We start from the raw sequence: 20,767 nt of genomic DNA, 5'->3' as shown, positions 1-20,767 counted from the left end.
TCCTTATGAAAGCCGAATACAGAAGCATCAGTCCCTCTCCGGGGAGTTCCTTTAAAACGAGTGTTTTTGAGGGAAAAGAATTTATTGCCTCTTGGCATTTCCATCCGCAATATGAACTTACTTATATTCTTGGAAGTAGTGGCATTCGTTATGTGGGAGATAATATGGGAAGTTTTGAGTACGGCGATTTGGTTTTGGTAGGTTCAAATTTACCGCATTGTTGGAAAACCATTGGAGAGCAAAAAGAGGATGTGAGGTGCATTATCATTCAGTGGGATGAGGATTTACTGTTGCCCTGGTTGGAGAAAGAAGAATTTCAGCATATCCGGCAACTGATTCGGTTGGCAGTCAGGGGGATTCATTTTGAAAAAGAGGATGCCATCCAAATGGAATCTAAATTATTGCAATTGGTAGATTTGCCTCCTTTTGAAAGGCTTTTGTCTTTTTTGCAAATTATACAGGATTTAGCCGCCAATGCAAGTTATAAATGTTTGGCGGGTCAGGGTTTTACAAGTAATCTGACTGTAATGGAAAGTGAGCGGATTAATTTGATTTATAATTTTGTGAAAGAAAATCATTCTCAACAAATCAGTTTGGAAGAGGTTTCTAAAAAAGTGGTAATGAGTAAAGAGTCATTTTGTCGTTTTTTCAAAAAGACTTTCCGTAAATCTTTTTTTGAATTCATAAACGAATATAAAATTAGCATGGCGAGTAAAATGCTAATTGCAACAGATTTAAGTATTTCTGAAATTGGGTATAAAGTGGGGTATAATAATTTGAGTTTCTTTAACAGACAATTCCAGAAATTTATGAATATGTCTCCTTCTAAATATAGAAAAATGTATAGGGATATTTAAAAAGTTTCGGTGTTTTATATCTTCAATGGGAATTTAGCTTGCGTAGTTGCTTCTTTGGATAGTGTTTCTGGAATTGAAGGTTTTATTTTGAAACGAAAGACTTCTCATATTCCGTATGGGTTAGGGATAGAAGAGGAAATCCTTTTGTTCCTTTTTTTGGAACAAAAGATTGAAACGGATAGACCGTAGGGAACCCCATAAAAAAATCCCAGATTTCAAGCGGTAAACCTGAAACCTGGGATTTTAAATTTTTTAAAAATATATTAAGCTGTTACTTCAGAAAAAGATAAAGCTTCTTTGATTCTTCTTAATGCTTCTTTCAACAAGTCGTCGCTGGTTGCGTAAGAGAAACGGATACAGTTTGGATTTCCAAAAGCGTCTCCTGTTACAGTTGCAACACAAGCTTCTGCCAAAAGGTACATAGAAACGTCGTTTGCATCTTTGATTAAGTTTCCTTTTAATGTTTTTCCGAAGAAAGAAGAAACGTCTGGGAATACATAGAAAGCTCCTTCTGGAACGTTGATTTTAATTCCTGGGATTTCTTTCAACAATCCAACAACTAAATCTCTACGACTGTGGAATGCCTGAACCATGTGGTTCAACACGCTTGGATCAGCATCTACAGCAGTAATTGTAGCGCGTTGTGCTACTGAATTTGCTCCTGAAGTTACTTGACCTTGGATTTTTGTACACGCTTTTGCGATGAATTCCGGTGCTCCGATATAACCGATTCTGTATCCTGTCATTGCGAATGCTTTTGCAACTCCATTTACAGTGATTGTTTTTTCCAACATTCCAGGAATAGATCCGATACTGCAGAAAGTACCTGAGAAATTGATGTGTTCGTAGATTTCGTCGGCAACTACATAAATGTTTGGATATTTCTCCAAAACTTTAGCCAAAGCTGTTAATTCTTCTCTGTTGTAAACAGACCCAGAAGGGTTACAAGGAGAAGAGAACCACATCATTTTTGTTTTTGGTGTGATAGCTGCTTCCAATTGCTCTGGAGTGATTTTAAAATCAGTATCTACAGAAGTTGGAACTTCTACAGGAACTCCGCCTGATAATTTTACGATTTCGAAATAAGATACCCAATACGGAGCAGGCAAGATTACCTCATCACCGTCATTAAGCATTACTTGTGCAATGTTGTATAAAGATTGTTTGGCTCCTGTTGAAACCACAATTTGAGATGGTTTATAATCCAATCCGTTGTCTCTTTTGAATTTTCTGCAGATGGCATCTTTTAAGTCGCCATAACCATCAACTGGAGAGTAAGTGCTGTAATTTTCATCGATAGCTTTTTTAGCAGCTTCTTTGATGAAATCAGGCGTGTTGAAGTCAGGCTCACCTAAACTTAAACTGATGATGTCTTTTCCTTGCGCTTTTAATTCTCTCGCCAATGCCGCCATCGCCAATGTTTGTGATGTGGCCAAATTGTTAATTCTGTCTGAAAGTGGATTACTCATTAAAATGTAATTTTTTGGTTTATTCTCTATTAGATAATTATTTATAATGCGGGTTCTAACCCCAATGTTTTTAAATGTTTAAAATGGGCAACAACAGCTGCTGTCATTGTTTTGTATTCGTAATAAGGTAATTGACATTCTTTTGCCGTTTCTTTTACAATTTTTGCAATTTTGCTATAATGAACATGACTAATATGAGGAAAAATGTGATGTTCGATTTGGTGGTTTAATCCTCCTGTGTACCAGTTCACAATCTTGTTTTTTGGAGCAAAATTAACTGTGGTAAACAATTGGTGAATGGCCCAGGTATTTTCCATTTCTCCCACCTCGTTTGGTTGTGGATTGGCTGCTTCGTCAACTACGTGTGCCAATTGGAAAACAATGCTAAGGATTAATCCGGCGGTGTAGTGCATTACAAAAAATCCAACCAAAACTTTCCACCAAGTGATTCCAATTATCATTGGTAAAACAATCCAGATAGCAATGTAAATTAATTTTGTGATGATTAATGTTGTCCAAAGGATTTTTGGGTTTTTGGGTTCACCGTAGGACAGTTTTCTTTTTAGATAACTGCGCATTTGCTTGAAATCGGTGGTGATGGCCCAATTGAAAGTCAATAAACCATATAGAAATACGGCATAATATTGTTGGAATTTGTGGAATTTATGCCATTTGGCATCTTTGGAGAAACGCATGATTCTTCCTGCCTCCAAGTCCTCGTCATGGCCTATGATATTGGTGTAAGTGTGATGTAAAACATTGTGCTGTACTTGCCAGTTGTGTACGTTTCCGGCCAATACATAGATGGTTCCTCCCATAAATTTATTAACCCAGCTTTTGTTGGAATAGGATCCGTGATTCGCATCGTGCATGACGTTCATTCCAATTCCCGCCATTCCAATTCCCATAACGATGGTCAAGAGTAGATGTGCCCAAAAAGGCATATCTAAAGTGAGTATCAAAAAATAAGGTACAAGGAAAACAGTAAAAAGTATTACAGTCTTTAAATGAATTTTCCAGTTTCCAGTTTTTTCAATGTTATTTTCTTTGAAATAACTGTTAACTCGAGAATTTAGAGTCCTGAAAAACTTTAAATTATCTTGTTTAGCAAATATAGGTGCGTTGTTGTTCATGTATTATTTTTGAATATCGGCAAAGGTAACCAATATAAATTTTCAAGATGCAATATTGAGTTAAATATTTCTAAGCGAAAAGCAGTACTTTTGTTAAAAATTTGTAAGATGGATGAGATTCTAAAGTATTTTCCTAACCTGTCTGATAATCAGATAGAACAGTTTAAAAAGTTGGATTTTTTATACCACGATTGGAATGAAAAAATCAACGTTATTTCCCGTAAAGATATTGAGTCGTTATATACCAAACATGTATTGCATTCATTGGCTATTGCCAAAGTAAATAAGTTTGAGCCCGGAACTTATGTTTTGGATGTTGGTACAGGCGGAGGATTTCCGGGAATTCCGTTGGCGATTCTTTTTCCCGAAACCCGTTTTTATCTTATTGATGTTATTGCGAAGAAAATCAAGGTGGTAAAAGCCGTAGCCGAAGCTTTGGAATTAAAAAATGTAAAAGCCGAGCAAATCCGTGCCGAAAATGTGAAAGGAGATTTTGATTTTATAGTGAGCCGTGCAGTGACCAATATGCCCGATTTTGTTTCTTGGGTTAAAACCAAAATCAAGAAGCAGCATAAACACGAATTGAAAAATGGTATTCTTTATTTGAAAGGCGGTGATTTAACGGAAGAATTAAAAGATTTTCCGAAAGCAACTGAATATAATATTTCGGACTTCTTTGAAGATGAATTTTTTGAGACTAAAAAAGTGGTACACCTTCCGTTGAAGTTTGTGGTGTAGAAAGTTTAAAAGGTTAATGTTAGACCCGACAGGTTTTAAAACCTGTCAGGTCTAAAAAAAAGTAAGCCCTCAAATTTACATTGAAATTTGAGGGCTTTTATTTATATAAAATCTTAAATCAGAATTTATTCTCCCAAAAACGGATATCTGTAATCTGTTGGAGTTACAAATGTTTCTTTGATAGTTCTTGGAGAAATCCAACGGAATAAGTTCAATGCAGAACCTGCTTTGTCATTAGTTCCTGAAGCTCTTGCTCCTCCAAATGGTTGCATTCCAACAATTGCTCCTGTTGGTTTGTCATTGATGTAGAAGTTTCCGGCTGCATTTTGCAAAGCAGTTGTAGCTTCTTCGATAGCGTAACGGTCTTGACTGAAAACAGCACCGGTTAAAGCGTATTCAGATGTAGTGTCAACCAATTTCAATGTTTCAGCCCATTTAGCATCTTCATAAACATAAATAGTGATCACAGGTCCGAATAATTCGGTTTCCATTGTTGTGTAATGTGGGTTTGTTGTTACGATGATAGTTGGTTCTACAAAGTAGCCAACAGATTTATCGTAATTTCCACCAACAATAATTTCAGCATCGGCATCATTTTTGGCTTGATCGATATATTTTGCCAATTTATCAAAAGATCCTTCGTGAATTACAGCAGTGATAAAGTTGCTAAAATCTTCGGGAGAACCCATTTTCATTGATTTGGTGTCGAAAATTAATTGTTCTTTAACGGCAGGCCATATACTTTGTGGAATATAAGCTCTCGAAGCAGCAGAACATTTTTGTCCCTGAAATTCGAATGCACCACGAACAATTCCTGTAGCTACTTGTTTAACATTTGCACTTGGATGTGCGATGATGAAATCTTTACCACCCGTTTCTCCAACGATTCTTGGGTATGTTTTGTAATGACTAATGTTTGTTCCAATTTTTGCCCAAATATCTTTGAATACATGAGTAGAACCTGTAAAGTGGATTCCGGCAAAATCACGACTTGCCAAAATAGTATCGGTAATCATCAATGCATCTCCAAAAACTACGTTGATTACACCATCGGGAACTCCTGCTTCTTTGAACACATCGATGATAACTTTGGCAGAGAATACTTGGCTGTCACTTGGTTTCCATACGACAACATTACCCATCATAGCGGCACTTGCAGGTAGGTTTCCTGCTATAGCTGTAAAGTTGAAAGGAGTGATTGCATAAACGAAACCTTCTAGTGGTCTGTACTCTAAACGGTTCCACATATCGGAGGCCGATTTTGGTTGGTCCGCATAGATTTGTGTCATGAATTCAACGTTGAAACGTAAAAAATCGATCAATTCACATGCTGAGTCAATTTCGGCTTGATGAATATTTTTGGATTGCCCAATCATTGTTGCGGCATTGATTTTTGCTCTGTAAGGGCCTGCAATTAATTCGGCTGCTTTTAAAAAGATAGCTGCTCTTTGTTCCCAAGCCATATTTGCCCATGCAGTTCTGGATTCTAATGCGTTTGCAATAGCTTTTTCTACATGTGATTTTTCAGCTAAATGATAGGTTCCAACAACATGTTGGTGATCGTGAGGAGCTGTAATGTTTTTGGTGTTTCCGGTTTTGATTTCTTCGCTTCCAATATAAAGAGGAACATCGACTTTAGAATTCCACATTTCTTTATAGGCAGATAAAATATTTGCCTTTTCAGGGGAATTAGGAGCGTAACTTTTTACAGGCTCGTTTACCGCTTTGGGTACATTGAAAAATCCTTTTAGCATGTCTTTAAATAATTTGAATAGTAAGCAATTATGTAATTTGACGCAAAAGTACAAAGGAAAAATTAAAATTATGACAAAAATATCACAATAAAAATCAGATTAATTCAATGCAAAGGGAGCACACAGTCTAAAAGTTGGAACAATAACCCTGAAAGATTTGGTCGAAGTAAAGTTAATCATATTGAAATAACCTTTCATAGCTCCATAAGGAGAAGATAACAGACACCCTGAGCTGTAAGTGTGTTGTTCACCTGGTTTCAAAACTGGTTTTTTGCCAATAACGCCTTCTCCGTCCACAAATTCTATATCATTTAAGGAATCGTGGATTTCCCAATGGCGTGAAGTTAGCTGAACAGAATCTTTACTATGGTTTTCAATTGTAATTTCATAACTAAAGGCAAAATGAATCTTGTAGTTTTTGAAGTACGTTCCCTCAAAACTAGTCAATACCGAAATTTTAATGCCTCTTGTTATTTGCGAAACCATGCTAATGAGCGGATTAAGTGCTGTATGTGGACAAATCTACAAAAAAATTGAATAATTTATTTAAAAAAAAATTAAAGTTTTCTAATTCGTTACATTTAATGAATTAGCTGTTCCTCTTCCAATAACTTTTTGGTATCGATCGGCACTTCCTTTATAGTAAACTAAAACGGTATACTCATTTTCAGTTTGGTAAAAATTTCCGTTTACAGCATGTTCCTGATCGATAATTCCTTTCGCGTTAACTGTTAGATATTGGTAGTTTGTAAATCCTTGTTTGATTAAAATAGCTTTTTCATAATAACCTGTTTTGGTGTTGAAATCCATTTTAAATTCTGGAGTATTGCTGTAATTATTGAACATTCCAACTACATAAATAGAGGAGCTTGGGTTGGCCAGAGGAGATGAAAGCGTGAAATATACCCAGGAATAGTCCGATTCGATAGTGTTGTTCTCGGCATCAAATTTTCGGATTGTAAAATTACCATTGACGTCCGAGTAGTTAGTGTACGGAAAATTGGCTTTATCATCGTTGGTGTACAAATGGGTGTTGTAAATACCATTGTCCGAGTTCACAAAACTTATATAGTTGTTAGCATTTTTGATGTCTTTGGAATCGAAGTTCAAAAATTCGTTACCCGCCCAAAATTGGGTTTCCTGATCGTATTTGTAAACAAAACTGTTTGCGACTGTATATTGCGGAGGAACATTTTTTATGGCTGTACAGAATTTTCCGTTTTGAAGCAAAAGTACTTTTAGGTTTTGCATCGGGTTTTGAAAAAGTATTTGATCATCGGCTTTGACTTCAAATTCTAGATCGTGCTTAGTGTAAATGTCTTTGACGGTTCGTGCTCTTTTGATTTTTAATGAGACAGAAACAATCTCTTCATATAAAACAAAATATCGTTTCATCACCACTTCTTTGTCAGAGTTTAAAATAGTGAGTACATAATTACCACTTAAGAGTATTCTGGAGTAATTGTTTGGTAGTGATAATTTATAATGGGTAAAAATCTGTAATGTGTTGAAAGAATTGACAGTCTCCTGAATTTTTTGATTGTCAAAACCAGACAGATATTCGCTTTTTGGGATGTCCGTTGGAATCCAGTTGTAATCACAATGAGTTATTTCGTAATAATAGTCGGCTTCATTGCCAAACAGATCATCAAATTCAAAACTAAATTCATCTCCCAATTTGAATATGGGAACTACGTTTAGATTGTTTTGAACAAAAGAAGCCGTTTTGATGTTGTAAGGAGGTGCTATTTCAGTTTGTACTTGGGCAGTTAGACTTAGACAAAAGAAAGAAAGTAGTAAAACGGCTATTGTTTTCATTATTGGCTTTTTATTGAAGTGCTGTAAATATACGAATTAAAGAAAACTTAAAAGGTTTTTAAAACTTGTTAGGTCTAAAAAATACTTCCAAAAATTCTCAAGTCTTGGCTCTTTAGCCCCGGCAGAAGTGAAAATCCTTGTGGACTGGGGTTCAGGTCACAAGATTGCAACGGATGGCGGGAATGATGCCTGCCGGGATGCCTTATCTTTCGCTCTTGATTATTCCAATATAAAATCTAGATTCTCCTCAATTTCGGTGTTGATGAAATTTTCGTCCAAAAGCGAATCGGATAAAAGCTTTTTGCTTTCCTGCAGGCGGATGATTTTTTCTTCGACAGTGTTTTTGGAGATAAACCGAACGACATTTACCTTATTCATTTGTCCAATGCGGTGAGCTCGGCCGATTCCCTGTTTTTCCGAAAAGGGATTCCACCACGGATCGAGAAAAACCACGTAGGAAGCCTTGGTGATGTTGAGACCTACGCCACCGGCTTTCAGGGAGATGAAAAACAATAACGGTTTTTCCTGTTGCTGAAAACGGTTGACTTGATATTCCCGTTCCTTCAAAGGGGTTTCGCCGGTGAGTTCGCAAAAATCGATCTTGTTTTCTTTGCACCACGTTTTGTAGAAATCCAAGTTGGACACAAACGAACTGAAAACAATCGTTTTTTGGTTAGACTGTACCAAGGTTTCTAAATATTGGGTCACAGCAATGTATTTTCCCGAATCTATTTCGGATTTGGAATCGATCATTTTCGGGTGATTGCTCAATTGTCTCAAGCGCATCAAGGTGTTGATGATACTGATTTTGTCAGCTTTATCTCCATCGGTTTTCAAAAGCGAATTGCGTGCTTTCGATTTTTCCTCTTCGTACAGTTTTTCCTGTTCCTGTTCCATTTCACAATAAAAAATCTGTTCGGACAGTTCCGGTAAGTCTTTTAAAACCTGTTCTTTGGTGCGTCGCAAAATAAAAGGGGCGATGAGGTTTTTCAGTTCCTGAAGGCTGTTTTCGTCCTGTTTTTTCTCGATTGGAAGTTTGTAATTTTCGGCAAAGAAAGAATAACTTCCCAATATATTCGGATTGATAAACTGCATTTGCGACCATAAATCATCGAGCGAATTCTCTATCGGTGTTCCGCTCAGCGAAATTTTGGAACTCGCTTTTATCTGATTAATCGCCTTGAAAATTTTGGAGTTTTTGTTTTTGATGTATTGGCTTTCGTCCAAAATCAAATATCTGAAATTGTATTTTTCTAAAATCGAAATGTCTCTGGAAACGATAGCGTAACTCGTGAAAATCAAGTCATATTTTTCGAGTTTTTTCGAAAGTATTTTTCGGTCGTTGCCAATGTATTGCACCCTGCGGAAATGCGGAGTGAATTTTCGGGCTTCGGTGTACCAATTAAAAACTAAGGAAGATGGTAAAACAATCAATGCTTTTAGGTATTCCTTTGCCATTGGAATTTCGTTTCCAAATAAATCTAGCTGAATATTTTCGGCTCTTTCAAAATCCAATTGTTCCTGTACGGCGACTAGTGTGGTTAGGGTCTGTAATGTTTTACCTAATCCCATATCGTCGGCAAGGCAAGCACCAAGGCCGTTATTGTAATGTTCCAAAAGCCATTTGACTCCGTCGATTTGATACGGTCGTAATGTTGCTTTTACCAAAGGCGAAGCTTGGTATTCAATGTCACTCTGTAAACCTGCAGAATCTTTCAGTTCGGGAATGTTTTCCAAAACCGCGAAATTGCTTTTGGGTAAACTAAGGTTTCCGTTTTGGATTTTTGCGAATTTTACCATCGGGCCGTAAAGCGTCATCCATTCTAGTGGAATCAGGAAATAATTGCCGTTTGGTAGAAGAAAAAGGCGGTTTCGGTTTTTTATGTTTGGAACTATTTCTGAGAAATTGAATTCGAATACTTCGCAAACAACCTTCATTTTGATGTCAAACCAATCGCTTTTGATTTCGTTCGAAAATTGAATGCTTACTTTGTGGGTATCAATTTTCTTACTGTCGATTTTTAAATCTTTAATCGAAAAACCATTGGTTTCAAGTGTTTCCTGGTTTTCTATTGCCCATTGTATGCTTGCGTAGGGATCTTGTTTTTCAGTTTTTGGTGAAAGCCCAAAAAAGCCATTTTCGGTTTTGGACAAACCCAATTCTATTAATTTATCTGCAAATGAAGATTCTGTTTCAGATCTTTTGAATTGAATAAGTTTGATGTTGTCCAAATCACTTAAATCAATCGAAGAATTGGTTTTTTTGTTTGAATTTAGTTCAAATGAATATTCATTATAATCAAAAACTAAATTGAGAAAATAGCTGTTTTTGAAAAAATCCAAAACCGGATGAATCGCACAGGAAATTATTTCGTTTCGGGTTTCAATTTCAAATCCCGTTCCGGTAATATTTGCTTTTTTTGCAATGTCTTTGATGAATTTTTCAAAATAGTCAGGAACCAATTTTGAAGGAATCTCAATTGATTTTTTCGTCAAAAAAGGAGTGATTTTTTTGGAATTTATATGTTGCAAATGAAAAAGCTTTTTGTTTAAAACAATCCAACTGGGCTCGTCCAAAAGTATTTCGATAGCAACATCTGATGGATAAAAAGCAGTTTCGTTTTCTTTTAGTGCCAATGTATAGGTGATTCCATTTTCGTGTTTGTCAAAATGGAGTTGGGTTTCCAATGCCGAATGATCGATTGTAATCCTGCTTTTTCTGAAATCTTTTTCAGGATTTAGATTCAGTGACAGCGGATAATTTTCTTGTTTTACCAAAGTGTAGAATTGACCCAAGTTGGTTTTGATGAATTGGCTAATGCCAAAAGCCAATTTGGAATCTTTGAGCAAATCATCAATGGTCTTGGCTGATTTACTGTTTTTGCTGAATTTTTTAAAGACCTTTTCGGGTTTTAAATCTTCGCAAATAGTCAGCGATTTTTTGGTGTTGTTGTCTAAATTGTCAAAAATAACTCCGAAACTTTCTAAGACTTCGGGGCTTGCTTTTTTATCTAAATAATTTATCTCGTTGGTTTGTTCAATGATATATGCCGTTGGAATAGGGCTGTTCAGTTTTTTTTCAAAACTAACATCAAAACAAAACAGAAATGAGGCTTCGGTTTTCAAAAGCGGTTATTTTAAATAAAACGGTTGGCTAAAGTTTTGTAGCCACAGATTCACAGATTAAAAAACATACAAACAAAGAAATCTATGGAAATCTGTGAATCTGTGGCTATTTTTATTAGTTACAGTGTTTTTTACTTGAAGCAAACGGGAATAATTTCGCCTTTTGCCAAACAATATTTTTCCACCAATTCGGGAGCAATTTTGTTGGTGTAATCTTCTTCGACAACGGTAAAACCTATGCTTCTTAATTTGTCAAAATAATCGCGGCCATAAATGCGTACGTGGTCGTACTGCCCAAATATTTTGGCGCGCTCTTTTTGGTCGGTAATGGTATCATCGGCAAAGGTTATGGCTCTTGATAAATCTTGTGGAATTTGTAAAATTGCCATTCCGCCCGGTTTCAAAACGCGGTACAATTCCTGCATGGCTTTGGTATCATCAGGAATGTGTTCCAATACGTGGTTGCAAAGGATTACGTCATATTGGTTGTCCTGAAAAGGCAAATTACAGATGTCAGCTTTTATATCCGCCAAAGGTGAAAATAAATCGGTTGTGGTGTAATCAAGGTTTTTTTGTTTGCGAAACATTTTATAAAAAGCCTGTTCCGGTGCAAAATGTAATACTTTTAATGCTGAATTTTCAGCATCTCTTAATTTAATTTGTTTAGTCTTAGTGATAGAAGAATCTGAATCTAGTTCAGATTGAAAAAAGTCAGTTTGTTCGTTTAGATATAACCAAAGCAAACGGTGTCTCTCTAACGAAAGCGTGCTGGGTGAAAGCACATTGTTACGCTGTGTTTCGTATCCATAAGGCAGGAATGATTTGAAACTTCTTCCGTCGATTGGGTCAGTGTACTTGTCTCCCTTTAATGAAAAAGCAATAAATGGACGAACAACATAACTCAGTCTTATTAATAATGGACGAGGAACGATATTAAGAATTTTTTTAAAAGCAGATTTCATTTGATAAAAATTTAAACACGAATTTACACGAATTAAAAGTGTGTAAAAAAAGAATTTCACGAATATTATGGTTAAAGAATTATTCTTTTGTATTTTAGGCTGTCCTCTCCAAAATTAACTAGTAATCCTAGTCGGTTTTGTGATGCAGCAAGATAATTTAATGTTTGTTTTATTTCACTGTTTGAAAGTTCTTGGATTGCTTTTATTTCTAAAATAATTTCATCAAAAATCACAAAATCTGCAAAATAATAGGTTGGTAAAATAATCTCTTTATATTCGATGTTGAATTTTGATTCTCTGGAATAAGGAATATTATTTTTCTTAAACTCATATTCTAAAGCATCTCCATAAACTTTTTCACTATGTCCTTTTCCAAGAATTTTATGAACCTCCATACAAAGACCAACAATTGTATAAGCTTCTTCCTTTAAATATAAATCGTGCATCTTTTGAAGTTAGTGAAATTTAATAGATTTAGAATTCGTGCCAATTCGTGAAATTAGTGTTTTTCAATTTTAGTTAGCGAAATTTTTTAGAATTTACAATTCGTGCCAATTCGTGGCTTGAGCAACAGCGAACAGGCGAAGCAAATTCGTATTTTTCAAATTTAGTTAGTGAAATTTTAGTGGATTTAAAATTCGTGCTAATTCGCGAAATTCTTATTTAAACAACCAAAGGCACTTTTCTAAATTCATCTTCTTCATTACTCACAATCCCCAATTCTTTGTAGATATAATAGAAAGTCGATAGAATCTCAGGTTTTCCGTCTATGATGGCTACATCATGCTCAAAGTGGGCAGATGGTTTACCGTCGGCGGTGGTGATTGTCCAACCGTCTTTGTGTTGTTTTATATTTTTGGTTCCCATATTGATCATTGGTTCAATGGCGACAACCATACCTTCAATCAAAAGTTTACCACGGCCTTTTTTTCCGTAGTTAGGCATCTCCGGATCTTCGTGCATTTTTTGTCCCACACCGTGGCCAACTAATTCACGAACCACACCATAACCATGTGATTCGGTATATTTTTGAATAGCATTCCCCACATCTTCCACTCGGTTTCCGGCGCGTAATTCGCGAATTCCTACGTAAAGCGATTCTTTGGTTACCTGAAGTAGCTTTTTGGTTTCGGGAGCGACTTCTCCAATTTCAAAAGAATAGGCGTGGTCTCCATGAAATCCATTTTTGAAAGCGCCACAGTCCACCGAAATAACGTCACCGCTTTCCAGAGGTTTGTTGTTTGGGATTCCGTGTACTACTTGTGAATTTGGACTCATGCATAATGAATTCGGGAAACCGTAAAGACCAAGAAAGCTTGGTACAGCTCCGTGATCCCTGATGAATTCTTCGGCTCTTTTGTCCAAATATAATGTTGTAACTCCTTCTTTTATTTCAGAAGCAATCATTCCTAACGTTTTTGATACGATCAACGCACTTTCGCGCATTAACTCTATTTCCTCACGGGTTTTTTGAATAATCATATTTTCAAATTTTCAGTTTGCAAAAATACACTTTTAAAATTATTTAATTTGGATTCGCCATAATTTTAAAAAGTTCTGAATTGGATATGTAAAAGCGATTAGCAAGATTGATTTGTGCTAGTTGTGCACTGACCAAATTGTTTTCGCGGGTGTTGATTAAAAACAATGAACTTTCTCCAAAAGAGAACAAACGCTCCTCCGATTGCAGCATCGTCTGGTTGTCTTTTGACAAGTCTTTAATTAATTTTAGTTGTTTAGCGAGTGAAGTGATTTCAGTTTTTTGAGCTTCAATTTTATTAGCGAGCTGTATTTTTTCTACATCTAAAATATATTCGGTTTCCTGAATTTTGAATTTTGTCAATTTTAATTTGCCTCGTTCTTTTCTTAAAAACAACGGAAACGAAAAGTCTAAACCTATTTTATAATCATCCGTTTCAAATTCATTAAAATATTTGGGTTCCGATAGATAGGAATAGCCAATATCTATTTTCGGCAGCAGTTCATTGGCATTCAGTTTTCGTTCTACATTCAGAATGTCAATCTTGCTTTGCAGCGCATTTATTTTAGGATGATTTTCAATCGAAAAATCGTCAGTGGCTAAATTGTTGGTTTTTAATGTCTCCTGAATCGTATTTTCGAGCTGTGTTTCTGGAATTAATTCATCCGAGATTTCCATTGGGACAGCATTCTCCAGCCATAAAAAATTGGATAATTCCAGTTTCGCTTTGATTAGTTTCAGTTTAGAATCCTCCAAACTCAAAATCCTGTTTTTTACAATGATTCCCGATTCCACACTATCAATAGCAGGTTTATCTCCTTGCTGTATCAAAGACTGAATTCCGGCATTTCGTTTCTTCGCATTTTTGGTATAGTTTTCATATAATTGTACTTCCTCATAGTTTTTTTTCCAGTTGAAATATGCCAAAGACGCATCATATAAAACGCCGATTGCTTCCAGTTTTACTTCAGCTGTGCTTAATTCTATCTGCATTTTTGCCTTGCGCAAATCTGCCATTCTTTTATTAATCCATAAACCTTGCCCTAGCGGAACACTTATTCCTAATGAGGTTAGACCTTGTGCGGGAGTTGTGTTCTGAGGATTCAGGTAATATCCTTCGTTGTCGTCAAAACCAGCTTTTATTTCGACTCCGTACCAAGTTGGAATTTTAAAACTGCTGTTTAAAATCGAATAATATTCTTTGCCCTTAAATTGTTTTTGGGCGTAATCCACTTCAATTTTTGGATCGAAGCTGCCACGCGCCATCATTAATTCGGCTTGCGCTTTATTGAGTTCAAGCTGTGCGTTTTTGACCAATGGATGGTATTTTTTTACATAACCCAAAAACTCATTGTAGCTCAGTTCTTTCGAGGCGGTTTCCTGTCCTTGAGTAACAATTGAAAAAAATAATAATAGGTAGAAAAGTCGTTTCATTATTTCTTTTCTTTAGATGGTTTTGCGTCTTTTTTATAATAATTAGGAGGAAATCCGTTTAAGGTTCTCCATATTTCAAACCAAATGGGTACGGTATCCAATAAAGCCAACGTTTGTGCTCCGGAACCAATACTTACTTGTTTTGGCCATGCTTCTTCGTCTTTGTCCGGAGCAATTAACACTCGGTATTTTCCATTATCGCTGATGAAGTTTTCGATAGCGACCACTTTACCGCCAAAGGTACCGTAAGAAGCATTGGGCCATCCGGAAAAAACGATAGTAGGCCATCCGTCAAACCAGACTCTGACTTTTTCACCTTTGCGGATTAACGGCAAGTCAATAGGATTCACATAGGTTTCTACAGCAATATCGTATACAGAAGGCATTATTGTTGCAATAGCGGTTCCTTCTTTTATGGTTTCTCCAATTCCAGATTGCAAAGCTCTGTTGATGTAGCCGCTTTGTGCCGCTCTGATGTAATACATATTATTACGGATGCTGTAATTGTTGTATTGATTTTCCAATTTGCTTACCTGTGCAGCAGCATCATATTGACTGCTTTTGGCTGTAAACTGATCGCTCTCTGATTTGGCAGCTTTTTCAGAATATTCAGCTGTGATGCGGCTTATTTCTACTTTTGTATTTATATAATCGTTTTTGCTGCTTAATAATTTGTTCTCCTGATTAATGATTTTGGCTTCTGCATCTTGCAGTTTTAGTCTTTTTTCTTCTACATCTGTCAAAGGTTTTAAGCCTTCCTTGTTTAATTGTAAGGAACGGTTGAGTTGTGTAGTGGCAATTTTCAGCTGGGTGTTGGCGGCGATCAAATCAATACTGTCACTTTTGATTTTCAAACGTGCCTGCTTGATTTTGTTTTGAGCCTGTTCGAGTTTGAGCCTTTTTTCAGATTCAATTGCCACTAACTGACTGTTCAGGCTTTCTACTTTCGATTCATAAGATTGTACGGATTGTTTTTTAGCTTCTACTTGGTTTTTGGTATTCGCAACCAAATTGGGGTCCATATAATCCTCTTTTATTTCTGAAATGTATAAAATAGTATCCCCTTTTTGTACAAAGTCGCCCTCTTGAACATACCATTTTTCAATTCTTCCCGAAATGACGCTTTGTATTGATTGAGGTCTTTGATTGGGTTTCAAAGTCGTGACTGCTCCGGAACCCGAGATGTTTTGGGTCCATGGAAGAAATAAAATACAAAAAGCAAGTATTGAAACACCGATTATTATTTTATTTAAAATTTTATAATCCTTCTTGTTTTTAAGCGTTTGCATCGTTTTAAAACGATCAAGCGATTGATTTATCTTGTTATTTTCAGAGATATTTAGCATCTTCTTAATTTTTAGAGTCTAATAAAATTTTACCGTCTTGCATTGTTATGATGCGATTGCATTTGGTTCTCCAATATGGATTTTTGGATGAAACTATAATGGTCCATGAATGTTCTTTGGCGGTTATAAAATCGATAATTTCATTAGTGATGCTTTCGTCCATAGCGTCAGTTGGGTCTTCGTAAAAAAGTATTTTTGGCTTATGGATGATACTTCTTGCCAATAATATTTTTTGACTGTTGGATGATGATAATTGTTTTCCTTCGGGAAAAACGATAGTGTCTAAGCCTTTTGGTAATGATTTTATATAATTGGTAAGTTGTACACCGTGTATTGCCCATTTTAAATCTTCGGTTGAGATTGCGGGATCTTTAAAAGTAATATTGTCAAAAATGCTTCCTTCAAATAAGGTTTCACCATAAATAATACTGCCAATTTGGGAGCGATATTGTTTTAAATTTATTTTCTTGAAGGTGTCGTCATTAATGTAAAAGGAACCAGTTGTAGGTTGCAACAGCCCTGATAGAATGCGGATTAAAGTTGTTTTTCCGGAGCCATTGATCCCATCGACAAAGATGCGTTCACCTTGATTGATTTTTAGACTGATCGTTCGCAAGGAGTTTTGTTTGGCATCAGGAAATTTAAAGGTTAAATTCTCTGTTTCCAAACTGATATTGGTATAGCAATTATCATATGGTTCGTCGGTTTCGTCTTCTAAATCCAAATCGGTTACTTGACCAATTTTTTCGAGAGCAGTTAAAATATCATAAAAAGTTTCCAAGCCCACCACAATTTTTTCTACAGAATTTATAACAAGCAAGATGATGATTTCGGCAGCGACAAATTGCCCGATATTCATTTCCTGTGATAATACTAAATAACCGCCAATAGCTAGCAAACTTGCCGTTATTAAAACTTTGAAAAGTATTAATTGTATAAATTGATTCTTAATTATATTGAAATGTTTTTCTCTGTAATTGAGATAGTCATTAACCAATAAGTCATTTTTATGTAATGCATAATCATAATTTAACTGATTGCGGAAACTGAAATTATTGCGTGCAACTTCCTGCAGCCACCCAGCAACTTTGTATTTAAATTTAGATTCTTTTAGGCTTGTTTCTAAACCAGTCTTGTATGAAAATTTAAAAATGAAGTACAATAAAAAGAATAGCATTATGCCAAAAACAATAAAAAACGGATGATACAATGAAAGCAGTATCAGTCCAAAAGCAATTTGTAATAAGGCTGCCGAAAAATCTATTAATAATTTAGAGGTTCCTTTTTGTATTGTTAATGTGTCGAAAAAGCGGTTGGCTAATTCGGGAGGATAAGTGCTGTAAAGAGCATCAAATTTTATTTTTGGTAAACGTGCTGCAAATTCAAAAGAAGAACGTACAAATATCTTCTGCTGTAAATTTTCTGTGATTCTAAGCTGCATAAGTGACAAAATTCCAACAAGTGCGACTCCAGCCACTACTATAATTGTCAAAACAATCCATGAAGCGCTCACTCGCCCCGATTGGATAAAATTGATGATGGCTTGAATTCCTAACGGCAGCGACAAGCTGATAAGTCCTGCGAAAATTGCGTAGAAAAAAATTTGCAGTACATCCTTTTTATCTAGCTCAAGCAAATTATAAAATCTTTTTAAAGGTGTCATAGGTAGGAGGTTTTTATGATTTTTTTATTTAGAAAGTATCCGGTTTACTAAATCTAAGTAAAATGAAGTTATAGTTTCGGGTGTATTGCAATCCGTGATTGTTTTTAGATGTTCGGTCAAAAAATGCTGATGTAAGCTTCCCTCCACAATACTTGATGCTAAACTTTTGGCATAGCTGTAATCTGGGTTTACTTCCTGTATAATACTGATAAGCCGGTTTATTACTCTTTTATAAACCAAAAAATAACCCTCTTTGTTATCGTCATCTACTTCCTTCGTGTACAGTGTTTTGCTAAATTCTGAAATTATTATTTTATTCAAAATAGCTTCATTAATATGTTTTGTGCTGAGATCATCAGTAATTTTTTCCGTGACAATTGTTATTGCTTTTTGCAGTTTTTCAGCCGGATTTGAAATATTGGTTGTGACAAAAACCAATTTATATTCCATCCATCCCCAATACCAAGATGATAAATAAACTACTAATTTGTGTTTGTTTTCAAAATACCTATAAATGGAACTTTCGTTGGAGCCAATTCTTTCACCTAGTTTTTTGAAAGTGAAATGTTCAATCCCGATTTCATCAATTAAAAGAATACTGTTCTCGATTATTTTTTTACCTAAATCGGAAGTCTCGGGATCCTTTACGTACAGCTTTTCGTTGACTTGAATTTTTATGTTTGATAGTATAGTGTTCATAAGTTGATAATTATGCCTGCAAATATAATAGTATTGCTTTTAATTGTGAAATTTTAACTTTTATTTAAGTTCTTTTATGTGCTGTGCTGCTATGGTATTTATTACATCACAGCTTTTAATGTGCTTTAACAGAACTTAAAGGAAATAGCAAAGAGGTGTTTCAAATTTATGGTATGTGAAAATGTTTTAAATTAGCTAAAAATCAATTTTATTGCATTATGAATACAACGGTAGAACAGGAAAACAGTAAAAAGGAAAAGGATTTGGTTAAAATGAAAAGAAGTGCTTTAATTCTTTTGGGAGCTGCAGTAGTTCTTTTTGTAATTGCCAATGTGTATAGAATTAATTGGCTGAAAGCTTTGAGCGAAGCAGCAATGGTGGGAGGCATCGCCGATTGGTTTGCAGTGGTAGCGTTGTTTAGGCACCCGCTGGGGATTCCGATTCCGCATACAGCTTTGATTCCGAGCAATAAGGACAAAATAGGGGAGAATCTAGGGGATTTTGTTTCTGACGAGTTTTTGACAAGGGAGAAATTAGAAGTAAAAATTGAACAATTTAACGTGGCGATAAAAGCTTCGGACTGGTTGATTGATGATAAAAATGCTCATTTGGTTGCCGATTTAATTGTGGAAAATGTAATTCCGGGAGTTCTGAAAACTGTTGATGACGAGGAAGTAAAGGGTTTTATTCATAGACAGTTCAATAGTCAATTGCGAAAAATAAACTTTAGTGAATGGATTGTCCTTGGTTTAGAATCATTGGTAAAAAGCGAAAAACAAGAGGAATTAGTAACTAATATTTTGAAAACACTAATAGTTGAGCTGAATAATAACAAACATCTGATTGAAGAAAAAGTAAAAAGTTCGACTCCATTTCTTTCTTTTGGCTTAGCCGATAAGAAAATAACTGAAGGTGTTTTTAACGGCTTGTATGATTTTTTGGTGGAGGCAAGCCATAAAGACAGTTCAATTCGGAAAAAAATCAGCGAGTATTTGATACGGTTTATACAAGATTTGAAGGAATCTCCTGAAATGCAGCAAAAAGTAAATGAGTTGGTTCTTGGCTTTGCCGATAAAAAAGAGGTGCAGGATTATATTAATGGGATTTGGCTGGAAATTAAAACGGCTATCGCCAATGATTTGGTACAAAAAGAAAAATCGGTGATAAAGAAAGGTGTTGCGAATATGATTCAGAGTTTTGGAAAAGGAATACAGGCAGACCAATTGATGGTCGATAAGATTAATAATTTTATTAAGAATGATGTGCTTTCGGTGCTTATCAATAATAAAAAAATGATTGGTGACCTGATAGCGTCTACTGTGAAAAGTTGGGATACCGATGAGGTTTCGAAAAAGCTAGAGCTGGAAATAGGAAGCGATCTTCAGTATATCAGAATTAATGGAACTCTCGTTGGAGGTTTGGTTGGGCTTTTGATTTATGCAGTGGAATGTGTACTGCATAGTTTAGTGGTGTAAAATTTTGAAATAAAAAAAAGCCTCAAATTTTCATTTGAGGCTTTTGGAGCGGAAGACGAGGCTCGAACTCGCGACAACCAGCTTGGAAGGCTGGAGCTCTACCAACTGAGCTACTTCCGCATTAATCATTAAAATTTACCCTTTACAATCAAAAAGATTGATTTAGAGCGGAAGACGAGGCTCGAACTCGCGACAACCAGCTTGGAAGGCTGGAGCTCTACCAACTGAGCTACTTCCGCATTTCTGAGGTGCAAAGATAAATAATTAAAAAACTTATTTGCAAATTTTTTTTGAAAAATAAATCGATATTTCTGTATCTGTTTTACAACCGTTTTAAAATTAAAAAGTTATACTTTTATTTTTTTTAAATATTTATGATAAACATTGAAAAAATAACCGATTTAGAGACTTATTCCGTAAGGCATGTTGTTCTTAGAAAGGGAAAACCAATTGAAACTTGTAAATTTGAAGGGGATGATTTACCTTCTACGAGCCATTTTGGATATTATATAAATGACGATTTGGTTGGGATTATATCAGTTTTCAAAACAAATAATAACAGTTTTTCAGATGATATTCAATACCAAATCCGAGGAATGGCCGTTTTAGAATCATATCAAAAAAAAGGAATCGGAGAATCATTGGTTAAACATTGTGAAATATACTGCAATGAACAACAAGCCGATTTAATTTGGTTTAACGCCAGAACAGCGGCTGTTGGCTTTTATGAAAAATTAGGCTACGTCAAAGTTGGGGAAGCCTTTGAAATAAAAGATGTTGGTGAACATTACTTAATGGTAAAAAGCATTTGAA

At 35.5% G+C, this 20,767-nt stretch carries 18 protein-coding genes and 2 tRNA genes; 5 read left to right on the top strand and 15 right to left on the bottom strand.

Translation table 11 applies throughout. From position 1 onward, the window contains the following. Positions 1-5 precede the first annotated feature (5 nt). Positions 6-857, top strand: a complete 852-nt coding sequence (locus OZP12_RS19670) for an AraC family transcriptional regulator (protein ID WP_281226788.1) — start codon at positions 6-8, stop codon at positions 855-857. Between the two features lie 9 nt (positions 858-866). Beyond that, a complete protein-coding gene (locus OZP12_RS19665) occupies positions 867-1,046 on the top strand; it encodes a hypothetical protein (protein ID WP_281226787.1) in 180 nt (59 codons plus the stop codon). Between the two features lie 74 nt (positions 1,047-1,120). On the opposite strand, the gene OZP12_RS19660 is transcribed toward OZP12_RS19665, so the two are convergent. Both OZP12_RS19660 and OZP12_RS19655 read right to left on the bottom strand, forming a co-directional pair. Further along, positions 1,121-2,326: a pyridoxal phosphate-dependent aminotransferase gene (locus OZP12_RS19660; protein ID WP_281226786.1), complete on the bottom strand. Its 1,206-nt coding sequence runs from the start codon at positions 2,324-2,326 to the stop codon at positions 1,121-1,123. A gap of 41 nt (positions 2,327-2,367) precedes the next feature. After that, complete coding sequence (locus OZP12_RS19655) at positions 2,368-3,459, bottom strand: fatty acid desaturase family protein (protein ID WP_281226785.1); 1,092 nt, start codon at positions 3,457-3,459, stop codon at positions 2,368-2,370. A 108-nt stretch (positions 3,460-3,567) separates the two neighbouring features. On the opposite strand from OZP12_RS19655, the gene rsmG reads away from it, so the two are divergent. Next, positions 3,568-4,197, top strand: coding sequence for a 16S rRNA (guanine(527)-N(7))-methyltransferase RsmG (gene rsmG / locus OZP12_RS19650; RefSeq protein WP_281226784.1), 630 nt, complete (start codon positions 3,568-3,570; stop codon positions 4,195-4,197). A gap of 125 nt (positions 4,198-4,322) precedes the next feature. Here the strand turns inward: rsmG and pruA are convergent, their stop codons facing one another. The 11 genes from pruA to OZP12_RS19595 all read right to left on the bottom strand — a co-directional run bounded on the left by pruA (position 4,323) and on the right by OZP12_RS19595 (position 18,479). Then, positions 4,323-5,951: an L-glutamate gamma-semialdehyde dehydrogenase gene (pruA, locus tag OZP12_RS19645; RefSeq protein ID WP_281226783.1), complete on the bottom strand. Its 1,629-nt coding sequence runs from the start codon at positions 5,949-5,951 to the stop codon at positions 4,323-4,325. Between the two features lie 99 nt (positions 5,952-6,050). Further along, positions 6,051-6,437: a Co2+/Mg2+ efflux protein ApaG gene (gene apaG, locus OZP12_RS19640; RefSeq protein WP_281226782.1), complete on the bottom strand. Its 387-nt coding sequence runs from the start codon at positions 6,435-6,437 to the stop codon at positions 6,051-6,053. Between the two features lie 81 nt (positions 6,438-6,518). Then, positions 6,519-7,769, bottom strand: coding sequence for a type IX secretion system plug protein (locus tag OZP12_RS19635; RefSeq protein ID WP_281226781.1), 1,251 nt, complete (start codon positions 7,767-7,769; stop codon positions 6,519-6,521). Between the two features lie 219 nt (positions 7,770-7,988). Beyond that, positions 7,989-10,895, bottom strand: coding sequence for a DEAD/DEAH box helicase (locus tag OZP12_RS19630; RefSeq protein WP_281226780.1), 2,907 nt, complete (start codon positions 10,893-10,895; stop codon positions 7,989-7,991). Between the two features lie 131 nt (positions 10,896-11,026). Continuing rightward, the gene (locus tag OZP12_RS19625) at positions 11,027-11,857 is read right to left on the bottom strand and encodes a class I SAM-dependent methyltransferase (protein ID WP_281226779.1); all 831 of its coding nucleotides are present in this window, start codon (positions 11,855-11,857) and stop codon (positions 11,027-11,029) included. Between the two features lie 71 nt (positions 11,858-11,928). Further along, positions 11,929-12,303, bottom strand: a complete 375-nt coding sequence (locus tag OZP12_RS19620) for a GxxExxY protein (protein WP_281226778.1) — start codon at positions 12,301-12,303, stop codon at positions 11,929-11,931. 217 nt (positions 12,304-12,520) lie between these two features. Then, on the bottom strand, positions 12,521-13,339 hold the full coding sequence (map, locus tag OZP12_RS19615) for a type I methionyl aminopeptidase (RefSeq protein ID WP_281226777.1): 819 nt from the start codon (positions 13,337-13,339) through the stop codon (positions 12,521-12,523). 43 nt (positions 13,340-13,382) lie between these two features. Further along, positions 13,383-14,771 carry a TolC family protein gene (locus tag OZP12_RS19610; RefSeq protein ID WP_281226776.1) on the bottom strand — a complete coding sequence of 463 codons (1,389 nt, stop codon included), beginning with the start codon at positions 14,769-14,771 and terminating at the stop codon, positions 13,383-13,385. After that, complete coding sequence (locus OZP12_RS19605; protein ID WP_281226774.1) at positions 14,771-16,117, bottom strand: HlyD family secretion protein; 1,347 nt, start codon at positions 16,115-16,117, stop codon at positions 14,771-14,773. The genes OZP12_RS19610 and OZP12_RS19605 overlap by 1 nt, the downstream gene beginning before the upstream one ends. 4 nt (positions 16,118-16,121) lie before the next feature. Then, on the bottom strand, positions 16,122-17,780 hold the full coding sequence (locus OZP12_RS19600; RefSeq protein ID WP_281226773.1) for a peptidase domain-containing ABC transporter: 1,659 nt from the start codon (positions 17,778-17,780) through the stop codon (positions 16,122-16,124). A gap of 24 nt (positions 17,781-17,804) precedes the next feature. Further along, a complete protein-coding gene (locus tag OZP12_RS19595; RefSeq protein ID WP_281226772.1) occupies positions 17,805-18,479 on the bottom strand; it encodes a TetR/AcrR family transcriptional regulator in 675 nt (224 codons plus the stop codon). 218 nt (positions 18,480-18,697) lie between these two features. Here OZP12_RS19595 and OZP12_RS19590 point away from each other — a divergent pair, with 218 nt between their 5' ends. Beyond that, positions 18,698-19,954: a DUF445 domain-containing protein gene (locus tag OZP12_RS19590; protein WP_281226771.1), complete on the top strand. Its 1,257-nt coding sequence runs from the start codon at positions 18,698-18,700 to the stop codon at positions 19,952-19,954. Between the two features lie 44 nt (positions 19,955-19,998). Here the strand turns inward: OZP12_RS19590 and OZP12_RS19585 are convergent. Continuing rightward, positions 19,999-20,074: transfer RNA gene (locus OZP12_RS19585), tRNA-Gly, on the bottom strand. 46 nt (positions 20,075-20,120) lie between these two features. Continuing rightward, positions 20,121-20,193: transfer RNA gene (locus OZP12_RS19580), tRNA-Gly, on the bottom strand. A gap of 135 nt (positions 20,194-20,328) precedes the next feature. On the opposite strand from OZP12_RS19580, the gene OZP12_RS19575 reads away from it, so the two are divergent. Beyond that, positions 20,329-20,766: a GNAT family N-acetyltransferase gene (locus OZP12_RS19575; protein WP_281226769.1), complete on the top strand. Its 438-nt coding sequence runs from the start codon at positions 20,329-20,331 to the stop codon at positions 20,764-20,766. The last annotated feature ends 1 nt before the right edge of the window (position 20,767 follow it).

The organism is Flavobacterium aquiphilum (assembly GCF_027111335.1).
GTDB lineage: Bacteria > Bacteroidota > Bacteroidia > Flavobacteriales > Flavobacteriaceae > Flavobacterium > Flavobacterium aquiphilum.
This window is presented reverse-complemented; position numbering and strand designations above follow the sequence as displayed.